The organism is Streptococcus cristatus (genome assembly GCF_001578775.1).
Taxonomy (GTDB): domain Bacteria; phylum Bacillota; class Bacilli; order Lactobacillales; family Streptococcaceae; genus Streptococcus; species Streptococcus cristatus_A.
Map to the genome: position 1 here is coordinate 35,288 of NZ_KQ969066.1, position 18,432 is coordinate 53,719.

Here is an 18,432-nt window from a genome sequence, read left to right on the forward strand (position 1 = left end):
AACCCTTGTCTGTCAATTCTTTCAGACGAGTTGCGTAGTTGGTTGTACCGATTGGCTCACCTGACTTACCGCTTTCAACTACCTTACCAACTTCCTTGTTGTTATCATCTTGGTCTACGAAGGTAATAATCGCTTTTTGACCATCTTTAACATAATTGATTGGTGTATCCTGAGTTGGATCGCTTGGAATTGGTGGTGGGTTGTAACCCTTGCTTGGATCGCTCGGATCTTTCGGTGTCAATGGTGTTGTGCCATCTGGGCCTACTGGTGTAGTGCCTGGTACATCTGGAACTACTGGAAGATCAGTACCTGGTTTGCTTGGATCTGTTGGATCGTTTGGATATGGAAGGTTTGGTACTTTTGGAAGTCCATCTGGTACATTTGGTACGTATGAACCAAGTTTCTTGTATTGTACAACTTCTTCGCTATCCTTATCATCAGGAGTCACTGTCTTCGCTGCTACATTGGCCTTGTCTGCCACGAATCCAGTTACGACTGGTGTAGCTTCTTGGGCCAATTCTTTCGTAGCTGGTGTCCATGCACCGTAAGTCTTCTTGTCAGTTACACGGTCGCGCTCACCTGTACGGCTGAAGGCTGCTTCTTGTGTCACTGGAGCTTTCAGAGCTGGACGGCCTGCTGTTTGACCATCTGCGTATTCGTACTTGATGGTACGTGTAACCTTCTTGTTGAGTTCTGCTGGATCCTTGATCGCTTCTTTACCATGACGAAGAGTAACCACAAATTGTTGGTCCTTCTTATCATCGTTATCGAAGGTCTTAGGTCCCTTGAACTCATCGTTCACCACTTCGTAACCCTTGTCTGTCAATTCTTTCAGACGAGTTGCGTAGTTGGTTGTACCGATTGGCTCACCTGACTTACCGCTTTCAACGACCTTACCAACTTCCTTGTTGTTATCATCTTGGTCTACGAATGTGATAATCGCTTTTTGACCATCTTTAACGTAGTTGATTGGTGTATCCTGAGTTGGATCGCTTGGAATTGGTGGTGGGTTGTAACCCTTGCTTGGATCGCTCGGATCTTTCGGTGTCAATGGTGTTGTGCCATCTGGGCCTACTGGTGTAGTGCCTGGTACATTTGGTACCACTGGAAGATCAGTTCCTGGTTTTGTTGGATCTGTTGGATCGTTTGGATATGGAAGGTTTGGTACTTTTGGAAGTCCGTCTGGTACATTTGGTACGTATGAACCGAGCTTCTTGTATTGTACAACTTCTTCGCTGTTAGCATCGCCAGCTTTCACTGTCTTCGCTGCTACATTCGCCTTATCTGCCACGAATCCAGTTACGACTGGTGTAGCTTCTTGGGCCAATTCTTTCGTAGCTGGTGTCCATGCAGTGAAGGTCTTTTCACCGGTCACAGCATTTATCTTACCAGTACGTGTGAAGGTTGCTTCTTGAGTGACAGGAGCTTTCAGAGCTGGACGACCCGCTGTTTGACCATCTGCGTATTGATACTTGATGGTACGTGTAACCTTGCTGTTCAAATCAGCTGGATTCGTATTGTCATCCAAGCGTGGTGTTACAACAACTGTCCAAGTTTGGTCTTTTGTCTTATCGTTATCGAACTTCTGACCATTTGGTTGAGTGAAGCCATCGCTCACAAGCTTGTAACCTGCTTGTTGAAGTTGAGTGAGACGATTTACAGTTGAGTAAGCTACTGGTTCACCTGACTTACCAGCAACAGAATCTGTATAAAGAGTCTTAACTGGAACGCCATTCTTACCATCTGTTACGTACTTGATAGAACCACGTTGTTCATCCAAGTTGTAGTTGATAACTTCAACTGAATCTCCAGTAGTAGGATCAACAGTTACACCTGGAACTTTTGGTTTGTCTGGGCTATAGCCTGTAATAGCAGGAGTGTTTACTTCTGGAAGGTTAGCATTTGGTTTATCCCAAGCACCAGGAGTTTCCACGCCTGTTACCTTGTTAACAGAAACTGGACGAGTGAATGATGTTGTTTGAGTAACTGTCTTAGGAAGCGCTGGGCGTCCTGCTGTTACACCGTCACCATATTGGTATTGGATAGTTCGAGTAACATCTTTCTTCTCTTGTTTTGTTTCAATAACTGGAGTAACGACAACTTTCCATACTTGGTCTTTTGTCTTATCGTTATCAAACTTCTGACCATTTGGTTGAGTGAAGCCATCACTTACAAGTTTGTAACCTGCTTGTTGAAGTTGAGTGATACGGTTAGCAGTTGAATAAACAACGTCTTCACCTGATTTACCTGTAACACCGTCAGTATAAAGAGTCTTCGCTGGAACACCGTTTTGTCCATCTGTTACATACTCAATGATACCACGTTGATCATCTTGGCTGTAGCTTACTACTTCATCTTCGTTAGGAGATGTTGGAGTAACAGTTGAAGCTGGAACACTTGGTTTGTCTGGAGTGAAACCAGTAACTGCCGGAGAATCAACTTTTGGAAGTTCTTCGCTTTGCTTGTCCCATTGACCAGGAGTTTCAACACCTGTCACCTTGTTCACAGAAACTGGGCGAGTAAATGTTGTTGTTTGAGTAACTGGGCGAGGAAGTGCTGGACGACCTGTAGTCACTCCATCCTTGTATTGGTAACGAACGTTACGAGTAACATCTTTCGTTTCTTGTTTTGTCTCAATACGTGGAGTAAGAACAACTTCCCATGTTTGATCTACATTGTTATTACTGTCAAATCTTTGACCGCCAGCTTTAGTAAAGCCATCGCTAACAAGATCATAACCCAACTGTTTAAATTCGTTAATTTTCGCAGTTGTTGTGTAGTTGACAGGTGTATTTGAGTTACCAGTTACGTTATCTGTGTAGAGAGTCTTAGCTTCAACACCATTCTTACCATCTGTACGGTAAACGATGCTTCCCTTTTGAGTTGCAGCAGAATAGCTTACAATTTCACGCCAACTTGGATCTGTTGGAGCAACAGAGGCTGAGTTCACACGCGGTTTATTTGGTGTAAAGCCTGCTACTTCTGGACTATCAACCGCAGCAACATTTTGACGGCTAGGTGTCCAGTTACCGTATGTCTTCTGACCAGTTACTGGATCTTCTGACACTTGACGAGTAAATTGAACTGTTTGCTCAACAGGTTGCGGAAGCGCTGGGCGTCCTGCTGTTACACCATCTTCATATTCGTAAGCGATTGTACGAGTAACATCCTTAGTTTCAGTTGTTACTTTCGGATCATTCTTACTATAAGAGACTGTAACATTGTATGGTCCGTCACCTTCAAAAACATAGCGCATCGGTACCTTATCTTGATCTGGTGTAAAACCAGTAATAGTTGGGGTACCAACCTCGGCCAATTGCTGTCTGCTTGGAGTCCATTCACCCTCTGTACGCTTACCAGTAGTTTTATCAATCTCTACTCGACGTGTGAATTCAACAGTCTGTGTTATCGGACGTGGAAGCGATGGACGTCCTGATGTTACGCCATCCTTATATTTATAGTTGATGGTACGAGTAACAGTACTTTTCTCCGTTGTAACTGTAGGAGCATCCTTGTCATAGTATACAACTACAGTTCCTGGATTAGACGTTGCATTTACCGTTGTTGCATCGACACGAGTTTTATCTGGAGTGAATCCAGTAATGCTTGGCGTGTTTACTGTAGTAAAACTTTGACTCGCAGGACTCCACGCACCTGCTTGACCTCCCGTCACCGTACGAGTAAACTCAGCAGTTTGTGTTACTGTTTGAGGTAAAGCTGGACGACCCGATGTCACTCCATCTCTATATCTGTACTCGATTGTACGAGTAACAGTTTTTCTCTCCGTTTTAACATCATCAGCGCCCTTACGATAAACATAAGTTACTGTACCGTTGGTTCCCCAGTCAGCAAGAGTTCCTGAAGGTGGCAAACTACCATTGCCCATTCTGAGGAAACCATAGCCCGGAATCTTCTTCTGTTCAGTAGTATAGGATTTACCCTTGTAGGCTCCTTGTGGATAAGTTACTGAACCTTCTGCGATTTCTCGGCCTTGCTCGTCAACATAACGCACGTCAACAGAGGCGCTTTGATAGAAGTCAAAACGCTTAATCTTGAACTGTTGCAAATTCTTATAGTTACCAGTCGTGGCCGTAACCACCATGGACATTAGTTCTTCCGGAGAGCTAACCTTCTTCTTCCATTGTTTGACACCAAGATTACTTCTATAAGCAACCGTTAATTCCTTGGTTACACCATCATACTGGATAGCAAAGTCATGGAAACGACCATCTAGGTCACTTGAGTCCAAACGTTGTGCACTACTAGCATCTGTCTCAGCCCACCAGCGTTCATATTCCCCAGCGAGCCAACCTTGGCCTTTAACTTTTTTGAAGCTAGTATTTACCCAAGCACCAAATTGTCCCAAGCGAGGATCTTCTGCCCAACCATATTGGAAGGAGTCCGTGTTGCTAGTGTCAAAACGATTCCCTTTTGGCGGCGTATGCACGTTCCAGAAGGTATCCAGTTTGAAACCAGTTGCATTACGCAGACCACCGATACCAAGATTCCCACCATCAGCTCCTAGATCAGTTGTATTCCCCGTATGGAAAGCAAAGCCAATACCATCAGCTCCATAGCGTTCTTGAGTCTTATCTCCAAGATTGACCCAACCAGTCAACTTAAAGCTTTGGTTCATATTAATCTTACTCTTCAGACTGAAATTACCTGTTTTAGAGTTTTCATCTGGAGTAAGGGTTACGATACCATCACTTTGGTTATAAGTAGCTGAACCGTTCAATCTGAAGTAGTCAAGAAAGTTTTCTTTTGTTACAGTTGTCTTCCCTGTTTGCGGGTCAAATGAACGGAAGCCACTTTCTCCTGATTTACGGAAATCAGCGTAACCTTTATTTACTTCGCTTTGAGCAGCTGCTAATGTTGAGTTAGCTTCGCTTTTGGCTACTGCATTTGCTGCTTGGCTAGCTGTTGCTAAACTTGCCGCTTGGCTAGCCGCCTTTTCAACTGATACCTTAGCAGGTTCTAAAGCGGCAGTTGACTCTGTAGCTGCTTCAGATGAAACTGCAGTTGACTCTGCAGTAGCTGAAATAGCCGGGCTAACTCGAGCCTCAGACTGAGTTGCAGCAGTTGATTGGCTAGTCGCTACTGAAGCTTTAGATACTTGTGAACTAGCTTCTTTTAAAGCCGCTTCACTTTTTGAAGCAACTTCTGATTTAACAGTTTTTTCTTCCACTTTGCTTGATAGGTCTTCAGCAGAGGTAGAAGATGCTGTAGATGCTACACTTGAAACTGCGTTGCTTTCAGCGACAGTTGCTACGGTAGAATTCTTTTCTATGGCCGACTCGGAGTCAGAATCATTTGTTCCCGAATCTTCTCCTGAATCTGGCACAGAGGTCGTTTTCTCCGTAGAGGTGCTTGAAGAATCCGTCTTAGCTAACGTATCGGCTGAAACAACATTCCCCCCAAAGAACATGAAAGCTGCGACTGCTACAGAAGCCACGCCCACATTAAACTTACGGACTGAGTATCGAAGTCGTTTCTCAGCACTCGCACGGTTTAATCTGCGTCTCGCATTTTTATCCATGAACATCTCTCCTTTTTAAAATATAGTTCAACCACCTATTACTCAACACCTTAACGCCTGAGCAGCAAAGTATTTTATAACATATGATTGGTGGTTCTAATGTCAAAGTTTAGACATTAAACCATACCAATAATTATACCGCTTTTTCCCTATCATATCAAGGATTTTGCTGTCTAATTTTTTTCTGTAACAAAAGTGTAATATCATATTATAGAGATAGCAAAAGCTTTAACCACGCCGTTTCAAGAGAACGAAAGCAACAAAAATAATCTTTATAATTTGATAATCAAAACAAAATAAAAAAGCCCCCACAGGGCTCTATCCAACAAAAGTCAGTCATAAAATCCGACACTTGAGATAGAAAACCTGTTTAGGGCTCTCTTTATTTTTTATTGAAACTCTGCTTCGACTCGGTAAATAACCTGACCCTTGCTAGAGAATTTTTGTTCATATTCAGTTAGGACATTGCCTTCAAAGTCACTGGCATGAAGATCCAGCCAAACACCTTTAAGAAGCATACCATACTGCGAAAAGCTGACCAAACTGTACTCAAATAAGCCACGGTTGTCCGTTTTGAAGTGGATTTCACCTTTTTCTGGCAAAATTTGCTTGAAGATATCCAAGAAAGCCTTATAGGTCAAGCGACGTTTTTCATGCCGTTTCTTAGGCCATGGATCAGAGAAATTCAGATAGAGTCGGTCAATTTCTCCGTCTGCAAAATAGTTGGTCAATTCTGAACCATCCACCCAGAGCAGCTTAACATTGGGTACATAAGCTTCCAAAACCTTATCCAAGGCGTAACTAAGGACAGACTTCTGAATGTCAATTCCGATATAGTTGATATCCGGATTAGCCTTAGCCATCCCTGTGATGAAAGCTCCTTTACCACTCCCAACTTCAACATGAATCGGATGGTCGTTTCCAAAAATTTCCCGCCACTTTCCTTTGGCATCAGTCGGATTTAGAACCACATAGTGGGGATTAGCCTCTAATAACTCTGTTGCTCCCTTACGATTTCTTACTCTCATCTTACCTTTCCATACTTAGAACGGAAGTTGCGTAAGGCGTAAATCTCCCGGTTCACATTTTCTAAATCATTATTTTCGTAATATTTAGCAATCTGCATCAGATAAGAGTATTGACCAAACCAATACAGTTTTTTGATAACCTTGTCATTGTACTTATAACCGTAGTAGGTCAACCACTCCTGCCAATTGGTATCCGGGATGTAGTGGCTCAATATATGAGCAACATCCAACATTCTGTCCGTCAAGCGAACTGAATCCCAATCCACCAAATAAATCAAGCCACTGTCCGTCTGAAACCAGTTACTATGGCGCACATCACCGTGGACAATCGTTGCATAGTCCTCACGAAAAGCAGGTACCGTTTGACGCAAATCTCGAATAATAGATTGCAGGTACTGATTGTTCCTCAAAACGACCGGCACTTGATTAAGCCAGCTATTGATTAGATCGATTGGCGTTTCCAAAATATAACCCAATTTGGCCAACTGAGTCATCAGAGGCTTCGACCGATGCAAACGCGTTAAAATATTGATCACTTGCTTTTTAGACATATCATTAGGCGTTAAAATGGCACCTGAAAGCCATTCTTGTCCGCTCATGACATTGCCATCTGGCAAGCGTCGACTCCACAGAAGTTGCGGAGCAATTTGTTCTCTGGCTAAGCCTGCCAGAATCGGGGTCGTATTCATCTTGACGAAAACTCGCCCCCCGTCTGGATAAGTTCCCATATAGGCCTTTCCGCTCTTACCAGCTATTGGTGTCAGGGCTAGCTCGTTATCAACCAAGACCATGATTCCCCTCCTTAAAAAGTTTCCTCACTATTTTACTAATTTTCATTCTTTTAGTCAACCAATCTTTTTAGTTTATATGACAAATAAACTAGATACAAAAAGATTGTCACTCCAAGCATTGCTAACACTGCCATCTTATCTTGGAAAAAGAGTACTGCCACTAGCGTTTCAAAAAGCAAAACACCATGTCCAACCCCTGTGATAACCTGTCTTGCTCCCTTGATTTTAGACTTGCTATCCAGCGGGAAAAGCTGGGTTAGATACTGATAATCAAAGGCTTCATACAAGGCCAACAACTGAAAGAGCAAAAGATAGTTGAAAAGAACAACAAAACCTGCAGCAATCCAAGACTGGCTGACAAAGACAATCGTTAAGAGAGCTAAAAATAGAAGACGCAAGGTCAGAGGGAATAAATCGCCATTGCGCAGATAGGAGTGTAAAAACATATTTTGCCAAGTCTTAGCATGGGTCTTAGGCAAAAACCTTGTCAACCCGTCCAAGTAAGCCCTTCTTTTGACACTATTAGAAATGCCTTTCACATTTGTAAAGAGGGCAAAGAAACGAAGAACTTTCTGCTTACGACCTTCCTCAGCTGCAATTGCATATTGCCAATTGAGACGATCAGACAAGAAAAAGCGGCGCCCTTTGAACTGAAAGACCAGCCATTTTAGCAATAACATAAGAAGACAGTACAGCCCAAAAATCCAGATTGACAAGCCTAGAGCCAAAAACAGGGGCGCTAGCAAGATCAGCAACAAGGTTTGCAGCAGGCCAAAGAGAATATACGAACGCTGGATTTGTCCCTTAACAAACTCAATGACCGCCTGCTCCTGCACTAGCAAAAAGAGCATATCCGGCTTTTCCAGATAGGTTGCGATATTTCCAAAAGGAAGAATAAGCACAGAGAGCAAGACTAATCCGGCTACGATCGGCCAAGAATGACTAGGGAAATTCCGCAGCAATTGATTGTACTGAACTGCTAGAAAACCTAGAAAAATCAATAAGAACAGGACAAAGTGATCATTGAGAACATAGCGCAGATACTTCAGACAGCGCTGACGGAAATCCTGCTTGCGTTTAGCAAATACTTCTTTCATAGCGCCGCCTCTTCCGTCAAGGCCAGATAGATGTCATTGAGACTAGCGTCCGGCATCTGAAATTGCCCTCGCAACTCAGCTAAATTGCCCTTAGCGCGCACCTGCCCTTTGTGCAAAATCACAAAGCTATCACACATCTTCTCAGCCGAATCCAGAACGTGGGTACTCATGAGGATGGACTTACCTTTTTTCTTTTCCTCATCTAAGAGTTGGATAAGGTCTGCAATAGCTACAGGATCCAGCCCCAAAAAAGGCTCATCCACGATAAAAAGACTAGGATCCACCACGAAAGCACAGATAATCATGACTTTCTGCTTCATTCCCTTAGAGAAATGCACTGGAAACCAGTCCAACTTATCCTTGAGTCGGAAGATAGTTAAGAGGCGCTCCACGCGCTCAAAAGCTGTCTCCTGCTCAATGTCGTAAGCCATAGCTACCGTCTCAATGTGCTCGCGCAGGGTCAATTCTTCGTAGAGACTAGGCGTTTCCGGAATAAAACCGATCTTCTTATGGTAAGCGCTAGGATTTTCTCCCAGCTGCAAACCATCAATCCGAATTTCTCCCTTGTAAGGTGTCAATAAACCGATAATTTCATTGATGGTAGTGGATTTACCAGCACCATTTAGACCAATCAAACCAACCAACTGGCCATTGCCCACTTCAAAGCTGACATCCTTTAAAACCGGGATATTTACATAGCCGCCCGTAAGCTCTTTGATTTCTAACATATTTTCTCCAAATCTGGTATAATAGTTCTTATATTATAACAAAATCTAGCGAATAGAGGTATCATTTATGGCTGATTGTATTTTTTGTAAGATTATCGCAGGGGAAATCCCATCTTCTAAAGTTTATGAAGATGACCAAGTAGTCGCCTTTCTAGACATTTCTCAGGTCACTCCAGGCCATACTTTGGTCGTTCCCAAGCAGCATTTCAGAAATCTTTTGGAAATGGATGCAGACAGTTCTAGTCAGCTCTTCGCTCGTGTCCCAGACATCGCCCGCAAGGTCATGAAAGCAACAGGTGCAGCTGGTATGAATATCATCAACAACAACGAGGAAATCGCCGGCCAGACCGTCTTTCACACCCATGTCCACCTAGCTCCTCGCTATGAAGAGACAGACGGTCTACAAATCAGCTTTGAAACCCACGAACCAGATTTTCCAGCCTTAGCTCAATTGGCTGAAAAGATTACTCAAGCCTAAGGAGGGACTATGAAATTTTCAAATCTCATGCTTTTCACAGGCGCAGCCTGGGCCAGCTACCATTTGGTCAAAAACCGGAAGGAAATCAGCCAAGAAGTCGTCGAAACATCTGATATCCTAGATAAAATTCAGGATAATTTAGCTAACATCCAGCACAATCTCGCCATTATCCAAGAACAGCGAGACAATATCAAGGAAATGGCTCAAGACTTGACTTATAAATACAAGGTTTTCGAAAAACAAGCCCAAGCTCAAATTTCACAAATACAGGATATCTGGCAATAGAAAACTTTCTCATAACAACAAAATTGTACCAATCTCAAAAGGTTAGACAATAATTTAAGTAAAGGACTTAGTTCTGCATTGCATGGAGCTGAGTCCTTTCAATTTGACTTCAACTCGTTTGTTGTTGTGGTAATCAATGTAGTTCACAATAGCTTGTTCCAATTGATTAAGTGACTGAAACGTCTTCTCATAACCATAAAACATCTCAGATTTAAGAATTCCCAATAAGTACTCCTTCATACCGTTGTCAGGGTTCTTCCCCTTGCATAACATGGATGGCTGAATCCCCTTACTCTCTAAAAATTGATAATAAGAAACATGTTGATATTATCAAACTTGGTCTCTGTAAAGAATGGTACTTCCCTAGTATTTCTCTGTAAATGCTTCCTCCAACATAGTTTTTACTTGTTCCAAGTTCGGTGAGCGAGCAATTTAGACAATCTTTAGAAAAATATCAAAAGAAAACTCAATTAGCAATTCTTAGATAATTCCGTTTTTCTTCTCTCTTTTCCTCCTTCAATTGAAATTTTATAAACATTTTTAGAACAGCATCCTCCGTTCTTAGGCATTCATTTTCTGCTTTAATACCTTTTGGTTATGCCTCACCTCTTCTCAGGTTTTCTTTGGTTTACGACCCATTATAGCTAGACTACAGGTATCTTCAACCAAGTCATATATATAGCCAAATCAATCCTTGATTCTACTTGTCAAAGGAAGGAATCTTTTGGGACCAATTTATTTATTGTATAGAAACTATATTAGAGACGATTATAATCTGGTTTTTCTTTGTGAAACATGGAAAACACCTCGCAACTCTTCTTACATCTTTTATGCAACTTTACACAAAGAAAAGCCCTTAGAAACTGGTGTTCTAAGAACTTTGTCTTCAACCTGAATCGCAGCCTAAGGCTTCTTTCTTAACTTAATTCTGCCAAAATCGCCTTCAGTTGCTCCTTCGTATGAACACCAGCTACTTGCTTAACGACTTGACCGTCTTTCTTGAACAGAAGGGTAGGAATGGACATAATGCCGAATTCACGGGCAGTATTAGGATTTTCATCCACATCCATTTTTAGGATTTTCAGTTCATCCTCACGAACTTCCTCTGCCAACTGCTCCAAGATAGGCGCCTGCATGCGGCATGGGCCACACCAAGTTGCCCAAAAATCAATCAGAACCAGTCCGTCTTTTGTCTCTTCAGCGAATGTTGCATCTGTAACTGCTGCTACCATAAATCTTCTCCTTTGAATAGCTTACTTTTGATAATATTGTACACCAAACCCAGAGGAAAAGAAAATATTTGCTACGGAGTACTCGATGCTTTCCTACTTAAAGATTACAATTGTCGCACCGCTGCCGCCGGCATTTTGCGGAGCATAGCCGAAGGACTTGACCTGCTTGTTACGGCGGAGATATTTGGTTACTCCTTCACGGATGACTCCCGTTCCGATACCGTGGATAATGTCAACTTGAGCCATGTTGTTAAGGAGGGCCTGATCGATAAAGGCATCAAGCTCTTCCATGGCCTCTTCGTAGCGTTTGCCACGCAGATCTAATCTGGCTCTTGGACCATTGGTATTGGTTCGCTTGACCACATTGACTTGCTTGCGCTTAGGCTGCTGCTCCTTTTCAGCCTTGAGAAGATTAAATTCCTGCTCTTCTAGTGTCATCTTGATAAGACCGACTTGAGCTTCCCAGCGACCGTCCTTGAGCTGCTTGACCAAGGTTCCCCGCTGACCATAGCTGGTGACTAGGATATCATCTCCCACCTTGGGTGCCCGATTTTTCTTAGCCTGCTTGAGCACCTTATTCTTTGATAAATCAACCGTTTCTGGTGCCAACTTTTTAAGCTGAGCCTTGGCTTCAATAATCTCATGCGGTTTGAGACTGGACTTGTCATGGAGATTTTTGAGAATGCTCTCACTCTCTGACAAGGCCATATCCACGATTTCCTGTGCTTCCAAGCGTGCCTTATTGAGCTCGGTTTCCTTTTCTCGATTAAACTCATTATATAGCTTTTTGAGAGCTCGGTTAAATTTGAGATTTTCCTGCTCCACCTCACGGATATTATCCAAGCGCTTGCGGCTTTCCAGCGTCTGTTCCTCCAGGCGCTCAATGATTCGATTGACATCGCTGTCTGTGTCAGTCTGCTCTTGGGCATGACCAACGATAACTTCCGACAAGCCCAAACGCCGAGCGATTTCAAAGGCATTGGAGCGGCCAGGCACTCCCTGCATAAAGCGATAGGTCGGTCTTAAACTATCTGTATCAAATTCCATGCTGGCATTTTCCACCCAGTCCGTCTCAATCCCATAGGCTTTGAGCTCAGGATAGTGGGTCGTCGCCATGGTTTTAATCTGCCTTAGCCGCAAGTCTTCCAAGATAGCAATCGCCAGTGCTGCACCCTCTTGCGGGTCAGTCCCAGCTCCCAGCTCATCCAGCAGGACCAAACTCTCGCTATCAACCTGCTCTAAAATAGAGACGATATTGGTCATGTGACTGGAGAAAGTCGACAGGCTCTGCTCAATCGACTGCTCATCACCAATGTCTGCAAAAATCTGACTGAAAATCCCGACGCGACTGCCCTTGTCTGCCAGAATCGGCAAACCTGACTGGGCCATGATCTGAGCCAAGCCCAAGGTCTTCAGCATGATGGTCTTACCACCCGTATTAGGCCCAGTAATGACAATCGCTGTCAAATCAGGCCCAAAATGCAGGTCATTAGCCACTGCATTTTCAATCAGGGGATGGCGGACACTGAGTAGTTGGATATCCTGCTCTTCCGACAGGTCTGGCACCACCGCTCCCATCTCCTGCATGAAGCGGACCTTGGCACGCACCAGATCCAGATGACCGATAATCCAAGCATTGTTGGCAATTTCAGCCGCATGAGGCCGTATCATATCCGACATGGCTTGCAAAATCCGCTGAATTTCATAGCGCTCGTCTGCCCGACTACTAGCAATCTCTTCATTGAGATTGACCACCGCCCGCGGCTCAATGTAAACCGTACTTCCGCTGGCCGAAATATCGTGAACGACACCCGCAATACGGTTACGGTAGGTATTTTTCACAGGTAGTACATTACGGCCATTCCGACTGGCCACCACTTGGTCTGCCAGCATATCTCCTTTGGTTTTGAGAATTTCTTGCAGAATATCTCGAACCTGAACTTCATTTTCTTGGATTTTCCGACGAATACGACTCAACTCTTCACTAGCAAAACTTTCGAGAAAGCCCCCATCATTGATAGCTTGCAGGCTTCCCTGAATACTAGGAAACTCTACTAGATTGTTAAAAAGGCGATCCAAACGCTCCAATTGGACATTTTCCAAGTCCTCGTAGAAAGATACCAGCTCATGCGTCACAGCTAAGACCCGCTTGAGAGCTAAAAACTCCTCAATATTTAGGTCGCTATCCAGCTCTAGGCGCTTGGTCAAACCCCTAATATCCTGAATCGCTCCCAAACTAAAGTGCGGATGTTGCACAAAAATCTGCCGCATATCGGACATTTCCAAAAAAGCAGCAGCAATTGATTCTTTTTTACTGTTTGGCTGGAGCTGCTTTAACTCTAACTCTCCCAGCTCAGTCAGTAGATAGGGAGAAAAAAGCTCCTTAATTTTATCAAATTCCAAAGTTTCTAAAATTTTATGATTCATCATGTTCATTCTATTTCTATATGATTTAAACTGAAAAAGAAACTCAGCTACAGGGCAACTGAGTCTTAATTATCCGATAATTTTTGTGACCCAAAGGTCATGTAAAATGGATGAAGTTACAGGCGTGTGATTGATAATAAACCGAATCAGCAAACTCGAATTTAAGCGTTCTTGGATAAAGGACATGGGCACAGTAGCTAAAATAGTCAGTCCCATCTCGATAACAAAGAGTGCGATGAAGACCGCAATGGCCCCACTGACCATATTAAAAACTTTCGTATCCCACTTATTCGGATAGGGAATTACATTTACAAAAATCCCAAAAAAGCGGCCTACTATATAAACAAGGCTGAAAACAAGAAGATAAGCCAGCCCCGCATAAAAAACCTTATCCAGATGAAAAAGTTGGGAACTTGCAAAGAAATAAGTCGAGCTTCCTTTAACAGCGCTAGCATAGGGCACCCACAAGCTGATGGACTTAGCCAAGCCCTGATATAGAGCTCCAGCCACTAGCATGGATACAATCGTCATAGCAGCATAATAACCCTGCAGAACAATCCCACGCGAGTAGCCAATATAAAAGCTCCAAGCTAATATTAGTAAAATAATAATCGCAAACACTATCTTTCCCCTGTATTAGCTGACCTTTCTCTCAGCTCACTGAGCATTTTGTGACGAAGGCCTTCCAATTCTTTTTCCTTATCATCAAACTCAATCTCGCGGCTGAGCTGGGTAGATAAACTATTAATCGCCAACAAAATGGCCAAGACTTCATCATCTGCTGCAGGCATCTGCTCTTTAATGGCCTTATATTTTTCCTTGGCAACCCGCTCCACTTCTTCCATAAAAAGATTATCGTGTTCTGTTGTTAAAGTTAAGGTTTTGTTTCCAAATGTAAACTTATATCTATTCAAATTTGCCATAAAATCACCTCATGATATTATACCAAAAATCGCTACATTTGTCAGGTAGAAATCTGCTATCTGTCCTTTGATAAATTATAACTCTTTCGTATAATAGTATCTCTCACCTGTATAAGGATATTCTTTTAATCTAAATACTTCCTCATAGCCATGCTTTTTATAAAAATCTGGCGCTTGGAAATGAAAAGTATCCACAAATGAATACTTACACTTCCTGTCACGAGCTTCCTCTTCTGCCCTTTGCAAAATATCCGAGCCAAGCCCTTGCCCTCGTAAAGCCTCACTCACATATAAATACTCAATTTCCAGCCAATAACCAAACGTCTCGGCTACCAGACCTCCTATTAAATTTCCGTCCTCATCTTCGACAAAGATATTGAGGGGCTCACTTGTTGAAGCTTCCCGTTTAGAGCGATTATAAGCTCGAATTAAATTTCCAAATTGTTGGACACGTTCAGATTCTTTTTTTTCCAATCTCAATTTCATTAGGCTCTCCTTCTTATAAAATCTTAAATCTATTCTACCATTTTAGCAAGATAAATAGACTTTATTCATTCCAAAAGTAAAAATTTAAAAGATAGATACCTTAAAATATATTAGAAAAGACAAGGCAGCAAACCTTGTCTTTATACTGTATCTAATAGTTCTCTTATTCATAGACTTTCTGAGTAAATATCGCTCTTTGTTTATACTCACTCTTACGAACCTGCACTTTCATAGGCATCCAAGCCTCTGTCCCAGAGTTTCGAGGAAATAAAAAAGAAAACAAGAGAAATCAGAATCAAACCACCATATTAAAGAGTCCATTCTTTTCCTGCAAGAAATAGCTAGCAGGATAGTAGGCCGTAAAAGCGAAAGGGATGATAAAGCTAATCAACCAACGAAGAAGTGAATTGTAAATGGAAATCGGGTACTTAGAAAAGTCATTAAACATATAGAAAATATAAATCATAGCGCCTGACTGCTTAGTCCAAAAAGCGATACCGGCTGTCGCGATTTTCAAAGAAGTATAAATCAAGGTCGTAAAGGGAATACAGACTAGGAAAATCAGGAATTTTGGAAGGGTCCAAGCAATACTAGTCACTGTTGTCGCTAGCAAGATTCCACCGACCAAGAGTTCACCCAAGGCATCAATCTGAAAGGTCTCAACGAGGATATGGAAGAGAGGATTGATAGGACGAGTCAGATACTTGTCAAATTCCCCTTTTCGTACTAGTCGTTGACCTAAAGCCCAGAGATTGTCAAAGAAGAGATGGTCCAATCCCTTGGGAATCAGAGAAAAGCCATAGATAAAGGCAATCTCTTGAAAGGTCCAGCCTTCTAGCGAGGGAATGTGTTGAAAGATGACATTGAGAAACAAGAGATTCAAGCCTTGGGTCAGGAAAACACCTAAAATACCAACCACAAAATCAACCTTGTATTCCATGATTTGCTTGATGTATTGTCTGATAAAAATCAGATGCATACGTTGATATTTTTTCATACTAACCTCCTTGAATGGTGATAAATGACTGGACTCTTTTCCAAATCAACTGAGACAAGCTCACCATCACTATAAGCCAGAAGAACTGTAGCAAAAGCGCTTGAAGAATCTGACTGGCATCGTATTTCCCAACAATGATCATAACTGGAGTATAAATCAAGGATGAAAAAGGCAAGAAGGACAGAATATCTGAAACAATCTTAGGGAAGAAAGCCAAGGGAATCAAACTCCCCGACATAAAGTCAATCAGAGAATTCTTGAGCAGATTAGAGCCCCATAGATTTTTAAATACAAAGGCTGAAAATCCAAAGCAGATATTAAAGAAAAAGTTAATCAGATAGGCCAGCGTCAAGCTAAAGAGATAAAGGACAGTTAGTCCCAGCACTTCTACAATACCTTCCCCAGAAAGAATTTTCAGCAAGACAATAACACTTAAAAATGGCAGTCCAACAGAGATAAAAATCAACCACTTGGAACCAAGCTCGGTGAAGAGATAGGAGGCCGCAAAATGCACTGGTCGCAGCAAGCGCATGATAATGGAACCATCCTTGACCTCCTCACCAATCATAAAGGAAGAATCCGACCTAGTCAGAAGATTAGTCACAAAACTCATGATGATGTAGAGGGTGATATCCGCCATACTGAAACCCTGGATCAAAGACTCCTGCGAGGAATCAAAGACTGCCTTCCAGAGATAAAACTTAACAAAGGCCCCCATGACATCGCCAATCCGATAGAGAAGAAAGTTGACTCGATAGGTAATCAACTCCTGAATCCCTGCATTGATAAAGGGTTTATAACGTCGCCACAATTTGACCATCTTAGAGCTCCTTTCGATAGAAGCGACGGATAATATCCTCAATATCCGTATCCATCATCTTCAAATCGCGAATCTCAAAATCAGACAAGGTTTGCTTGATAATATCAGCCGACTGGTAGCAGGAACTATCAAATTCAATATTGAGGCTATTTCCTTGTCTATCAATGGTCATATCAGGCAAGCCTTCATAGTGAGAAACGAGATGACTTTGACCTGGTAGCAGTTCAAAGGAGAGAGTCTTCATCTTGCCAAAGGTTTCCTTGAGCTGGCTAACCGTTCCATCAAAAATCTCCTGCCCCTGTCAATCATGAAAATCCGATCACAGAGCTGCTCAATGTCGCTCAGGTCGTGAGTGGTCAAGAGAATGGTTGTTTCTTCCTCTTGATTGATCTGGGTAATGGCCCGACGAATATTATCCTTGACCGAAACATCCAAACCAATGGTCGGCTCATCTAAAAAGAGAACCTTGGGATTGTGGAGCAAGGAAGCCGCAATGTCCGCACGCATCCGTTGACCAAGTGAAAGAGTCCGCACGGGGTCTTTGATAAAGTCCTTCAAATCCAAGACATCATTCAAAAAGTCCATGCGCTTATGGAAGAGCGAATCTGGCACATCGTAAATCTCTTTTAAGACCGTGTAGGTCTCTTGCAGTGCCAAATCCCACCATAGCTGGGTGCGTTGCCCAAAGACAACCCCGATATCTTTGACATAATCTTGACGATTGTCCTGCGGGATTTTGCCGTTAATCCGACAAAAACCAGATGTCGGTTTCAAAATCCCTGTCAGCATTTTGATGGTTGTCGACTTCCCAGCACCATTGGCCCCGATAAAGCCTAAAATCTGTCCCTTTGGTACCTCAAAGGTCAAATCCTTGACCGCTTCAAAGGTCTGCTTTTCAGGATGAATAAAGGAGCGCAAAGCCCCCTTCAATCCCAGTTCCTTCACTGTCTTCACAAAATTTTTCTGAAGATGTTCCACTTCTATCATTGCCATACGTTTCTCCCTTTAGAAAGTCTTCGGTAACTCGTTTCACAATGTTTAATTTAGCACAAAATAAAGAAAAAAGCAAAAAATCAGACGATCTAGTATAACATAAGAAATTATAAAAAACCAAAGATAAAAATTAGTAAAAAAAGACAAGATCCGAAAACCTTGTCTTAATTACTATACCGGCGGCCGGGGTCGAACCGGCACGTCCTTGCGGACACTGGATTTTGAGTCCAGCGCGTCTGCCAATTCCGCCACGCCGGCAAAGTAACTGGGGTAGCTGGATTCGAACCAACGCATGAGGGAGTCAAAGTCCCTTGCCTTACCGCTTGGCGATACCCCAATAATCAAAAGAAATAGGCGAGTGATGGGGATCGAACCCACGCATGCCAGAGCCACAATCTGGTGTGTTAACCACTTCACCACACCCGCCATATTCCAAAACACGGGCAGTAGGAATTGAACCCACACTGAAGGTTTTGGAGACCTTAGTTCTACCTTTAAACTATGCCCGTTAAGCATGGAAGGGGAGGGATTCGAACCCCCGAACCCGAAGGAGCGGATTTACAGTCCGCCGCGTTTAGCCTCTTCGCTACCCTTCCGAAATTCTAAGA

At 42.8% G+C, this 18,432-nt stretch carries 13 protein-coding genes, 5 tRNA genes and 3 pseudogenes; 2 read left to right on the top strand and 19 right to left on the bottom strand.

Annotated elements, in window-relative coordinates:
• From SCRDD08_RS10475 to SCRDD08_RS10495, 5 genes are all read right to left on the bottom strand, one after another.
• The coding region (locus tag SCRDD08_RS10475; RefSeq protein ID WP_061423603.1) for a mucin-binding protein at positions 1-5,539 on the bottom strand (5,539 nt) is incomplete at its 3' end.
• A 389-nt stretch (positions 5,540-5,928) separates the two neighbouring features.
• On the bottom strand, positions 5,929-6,567 hold the full coding sequence (trmB, locus tag SCRDD08_RS10480; RefSeq protein WP_061423604.1) for a tRNA (guanosine(46)-N7)-methyltransferase TrmB: 639 nt from the start codon (positions 6,565-6,567) through the stop codon (positions 5,929-5,931).
• Positions 6,564-7,358, bottom strand: a complete 795-nt coding sequence (gene ccrZ / locus SCRDD08_RS10485; RefSeq protein WP_061423605.1) for a cell cycle regulator CcrZ — start codon at positions 7,356-7,358, stop codon at positions 6,564-6,566. Before ccrZ ends, trmB begins: the two co-directional genes overlap by 4 nt.
• 50 nt (positions 7,359-7,408) lie before the next feature.
• Positions 7,409-8,455 (bottom strand): ABC transporter permease, encoded by a 1,047-nt coding sequence (locus SCRDD08_RS10490; protein WP_061423606.1) that lies wholly within the window; start codon positions 8,453-8,455, stop codon positions 7,409-7,411.
• Positions 8,452-9,183, bottom strand: a complete 732-nt coding sequence (locus SCRDD08_RS10495; protein WP_061423607.1) for an ABC transporter ATP-binding protein — start codon at positions 9,181-9,183, stop codon at positions 8,452-8,454. Before SCRDD08_RS10495 ends, SCRDD08_RS10490 begins: the two co-directional genes overlap by 4 nt.
• A gap of 67 nt (positions 9,184-9,250) precedes the next feature.
• Here SCRDD08_RS10495 and SCRDD08_RS10500 point away from each other — a divergent pair, with 67 nt between their 5' ends.
• Positions 9,251-9,661, top strand: coding sequence for an HIT family protein (locus SCRDD08_RS10500; protein WP_061423608.1), 411 nt, complete (start codon positions 9,251-9,253; stop codon positions 9,659-9,661).
• Between the two features lie 9 nt (positions 9,662-9,670).
• Positions 9,671-9,946 (top strand): hypothetical protein, encoded by a 276-nt coding sequence (locus SCRDD08_RS10505; RefSeq protein ID WP_061423609.1) that lies wholly within the window; start codon positions 9,671-9,673, stop codon positions 9,944-9,946.
• A gap of 54 nt (positions 9,947-10,000) precedes the next feature.
• Here the strand turns inward: SCRDD08_RS10505 and SCRDD08_RS10510 are convergent.
• From SCRDD08_RS10510 to SCRDD08_RS10575, 14 genes and pseudogenes are all read right to left on the bottom strand, one after another.
• A pseudogene (locus SCRDD08_RS10510) lies at positions 10,001-10,378 on the bottom strand (IS3 family transposase); the annotation flags it as partial.
• 485 nt (positions 10,379-10,863) lie between these two features.
• On the bottom strand, positions 10,864-11,178 hold the full coding sequence (trxA, locus tag SCRDD08_RS10515; RefSeq protein ID WP_061423610.1) for a thioredoxin: 315 nt from the start codon (positions 11,176-11,178) through the stop codon (positions 10,864-10,866).
• A 93-nt stretch (positions 11,179-11,271) separates the two neighbouring features.
• Positions 11,272-13,605: an endonuclease MutS2 gene (locus SCRDD08_RS10520; RefSeq protein ID WP_061423615.1), complete on the bottom strand. Its 2,334-nt coding sequence runs from the start codon at positions 13,603-13,605 to the stop codon at positions 11,272-11,274.
• A gap of 69 nt (positions 13,606-13,674) precedes the next feature.
• Positions 13,675-14,226, bottom strand: coding sequence for a CvpA family protein (locus tag SCRDD08_RS10525; protein ID WP_061423611.1), 552 nt, complete (start codon positions 14,224-14,226; stop codon positions 13,675-13,677).
• Positions 14,226-14,528: a cell division protein ZapA gene (gene zapA / locus SCRDD08_RS10530; RefSeq protein WP_061423612.1), complete on the bottom strand. Its 303-nt coding sequence runs from the start codon at positions 14,526-14,528 to the stop codon at positions 14,226-14,228. The genes SCRDD08_RS10525 and zapA overlap by 1 nt, the downstream gene beginning before the upstream one ends.
• Before the next feature lie 75 nt (positions 14,529-14,603).
• Positions 14,604-15,014, bottom strand: coding sequence for a GNAT family N-acetyltransferase (locus tag SCRDD08_RS10535; RefSeq protein WP_061423613.1), 411 nt, complete (start codon positions 15,012-15,014; stop codon positions 14,604-14,606).
• A gap of 212 nt (positions 15,015-15,226) precedes the next feature.
• A pseudogene (locus tag SCRDD08_RS10540) lies at positions 15,227-16,011 on the bottom strand (ABC transporter permease).
• A gap of 1 nt (position 16,012) precedes the next feature.
• A complete protein-coding gene (locus SCRDD08_RS10545; protein WP_061423614.1) occupies positions 16,013-16,831 on the bottom strand; it encodes an ABC transporter permease in 819 nt (272 codons plus the stop codon).
• A gap of 1 nt (position 16,832) precedes the next feature.
• Positions 16,833-17,824: pseudogene (locus SCRDD08_RS10550) on the bottom strand (ABC transporter ATP-binding protein).
• A gap of 174 nt (positions 17,825-17,998) precedes the next feature.
• A tRNA-Leu gene (locus SCRDD08_RS10555) sits at positions 17,999-18,082 on the bottom strand.
• A gap of 7 nt (positions 18,083-18,089) precedes the next feature.
• Positions 18,090-18,161, bottom strand: a tRNA-Gln gene (locus tag SCRDD08_RS10560).
• A 16-nt stretch (positions 18,162-18,177) separates the two neighbouring features.
• Positions 18,178-18,250 (bottom strand) — tRNA-His (locus SCRDD08_RS10565).
• 12 nt (positions 18,251-18,262) lie between these two features.
• Positions 18,263-18,333: transfer RNA gene (locus SCRDD08_RS10570), tRNA-Trp, on the bottom strand.
• Positions 18,334-18,339: 6 nt separating this feature from the next.
• A tRNA-Tyr gene (locus SCRDD08_RS10575) sits at positions 18,340-18,420 on the bottom strand.
• Between the last annotated feature and the right edge of the window lie 12 nt (positions 18,421-18,432).

What these genes read in the sequence shown, in the direction of transcription:
- trmB (WP_061423604.1), bottom strand. Translation starts at nt 6,567, where the DNA reads ATGAGAGTAAGAAATCGTAAGGGAGCAACAGAGTTATTAGAGGCTAAT.
- ccrZ (WP_061423605.1), bottom strand. Translation starts at nt 7,358, where the DNA reads ATGGTCTTGGTTGATAACGAGCTAGCCCTGACACCAATAGCTGGTAAG.
- SCRDD08_RS10490 (WP_061423606.1), bottom strand. Translation starts at nt 8,455, where the DNA reads ATGAAAGAAGTATTTGCTAAACGCAAGCAGGATTTCCGTCAGCGCTGT.
- SCRDD08_RS10495 (WP_061423607.1), bottom strand. Translation starts at nt 9,183, where the DNA reads ATGTTAGAAATCAAAGAGCTTACGGGCGGCTATGTAAATATCCCGGTT.
- SCRDD08_RS10500 (WP_061423608.1), top strand. Translation starts at nt 9,251, where the DNA reads ATGGCTGATTGTATTTTTTGTAAGATTATCGCAGGGGAAATCCCATCT.
- SCRDD08_RS10505 (WP_061423609.1), top strand. Translation starts at nt 9,671, where the DNA reads ATGAAATTTTCAAATCTCATGCTTTTCACAGGCGCAGCCTGGGCCAGC.
- trxA (WP_061423610.1), bottom strand. Translation starts at nt 11,178, where the DNA reads ATGGTAGCAGCAGTTACAGATGCAACATTCGCTGAAGAGACAAAAGAC.
- SCRDD08_RS10520 (WP_061423615.1), bottom strand. Translation starts at nt 13,605, where the DNA reads ATGAATCATAAAATTTTAGAAACTTTGGAATTTGATAAAATTAAGGAG.
- zapA (WP_061423612.1), bottom strand. Translation starts at nt 14,528, where the DNA reads ATGGCAAATTTGAATAGATATAAGTTTACATTTGGAAACAAAACCTTA.
- SCRDD08_RS10535 (WP_061423613.1), bottom strand. Translation starts at nt 15,014, where the DNA reads ATGAAATTGAGATTGGAAAAAAAAGAATCTGAACGTGTCCAACAATTT.
- SCRDD08_RS10545 (WP_061423614.1), bottom strand. Translation starts at nt 16,831, where the DNA reads ATGGTCAAATTGTGGCGACGTTATAAACCCTTTATCAATGCAGGGATT.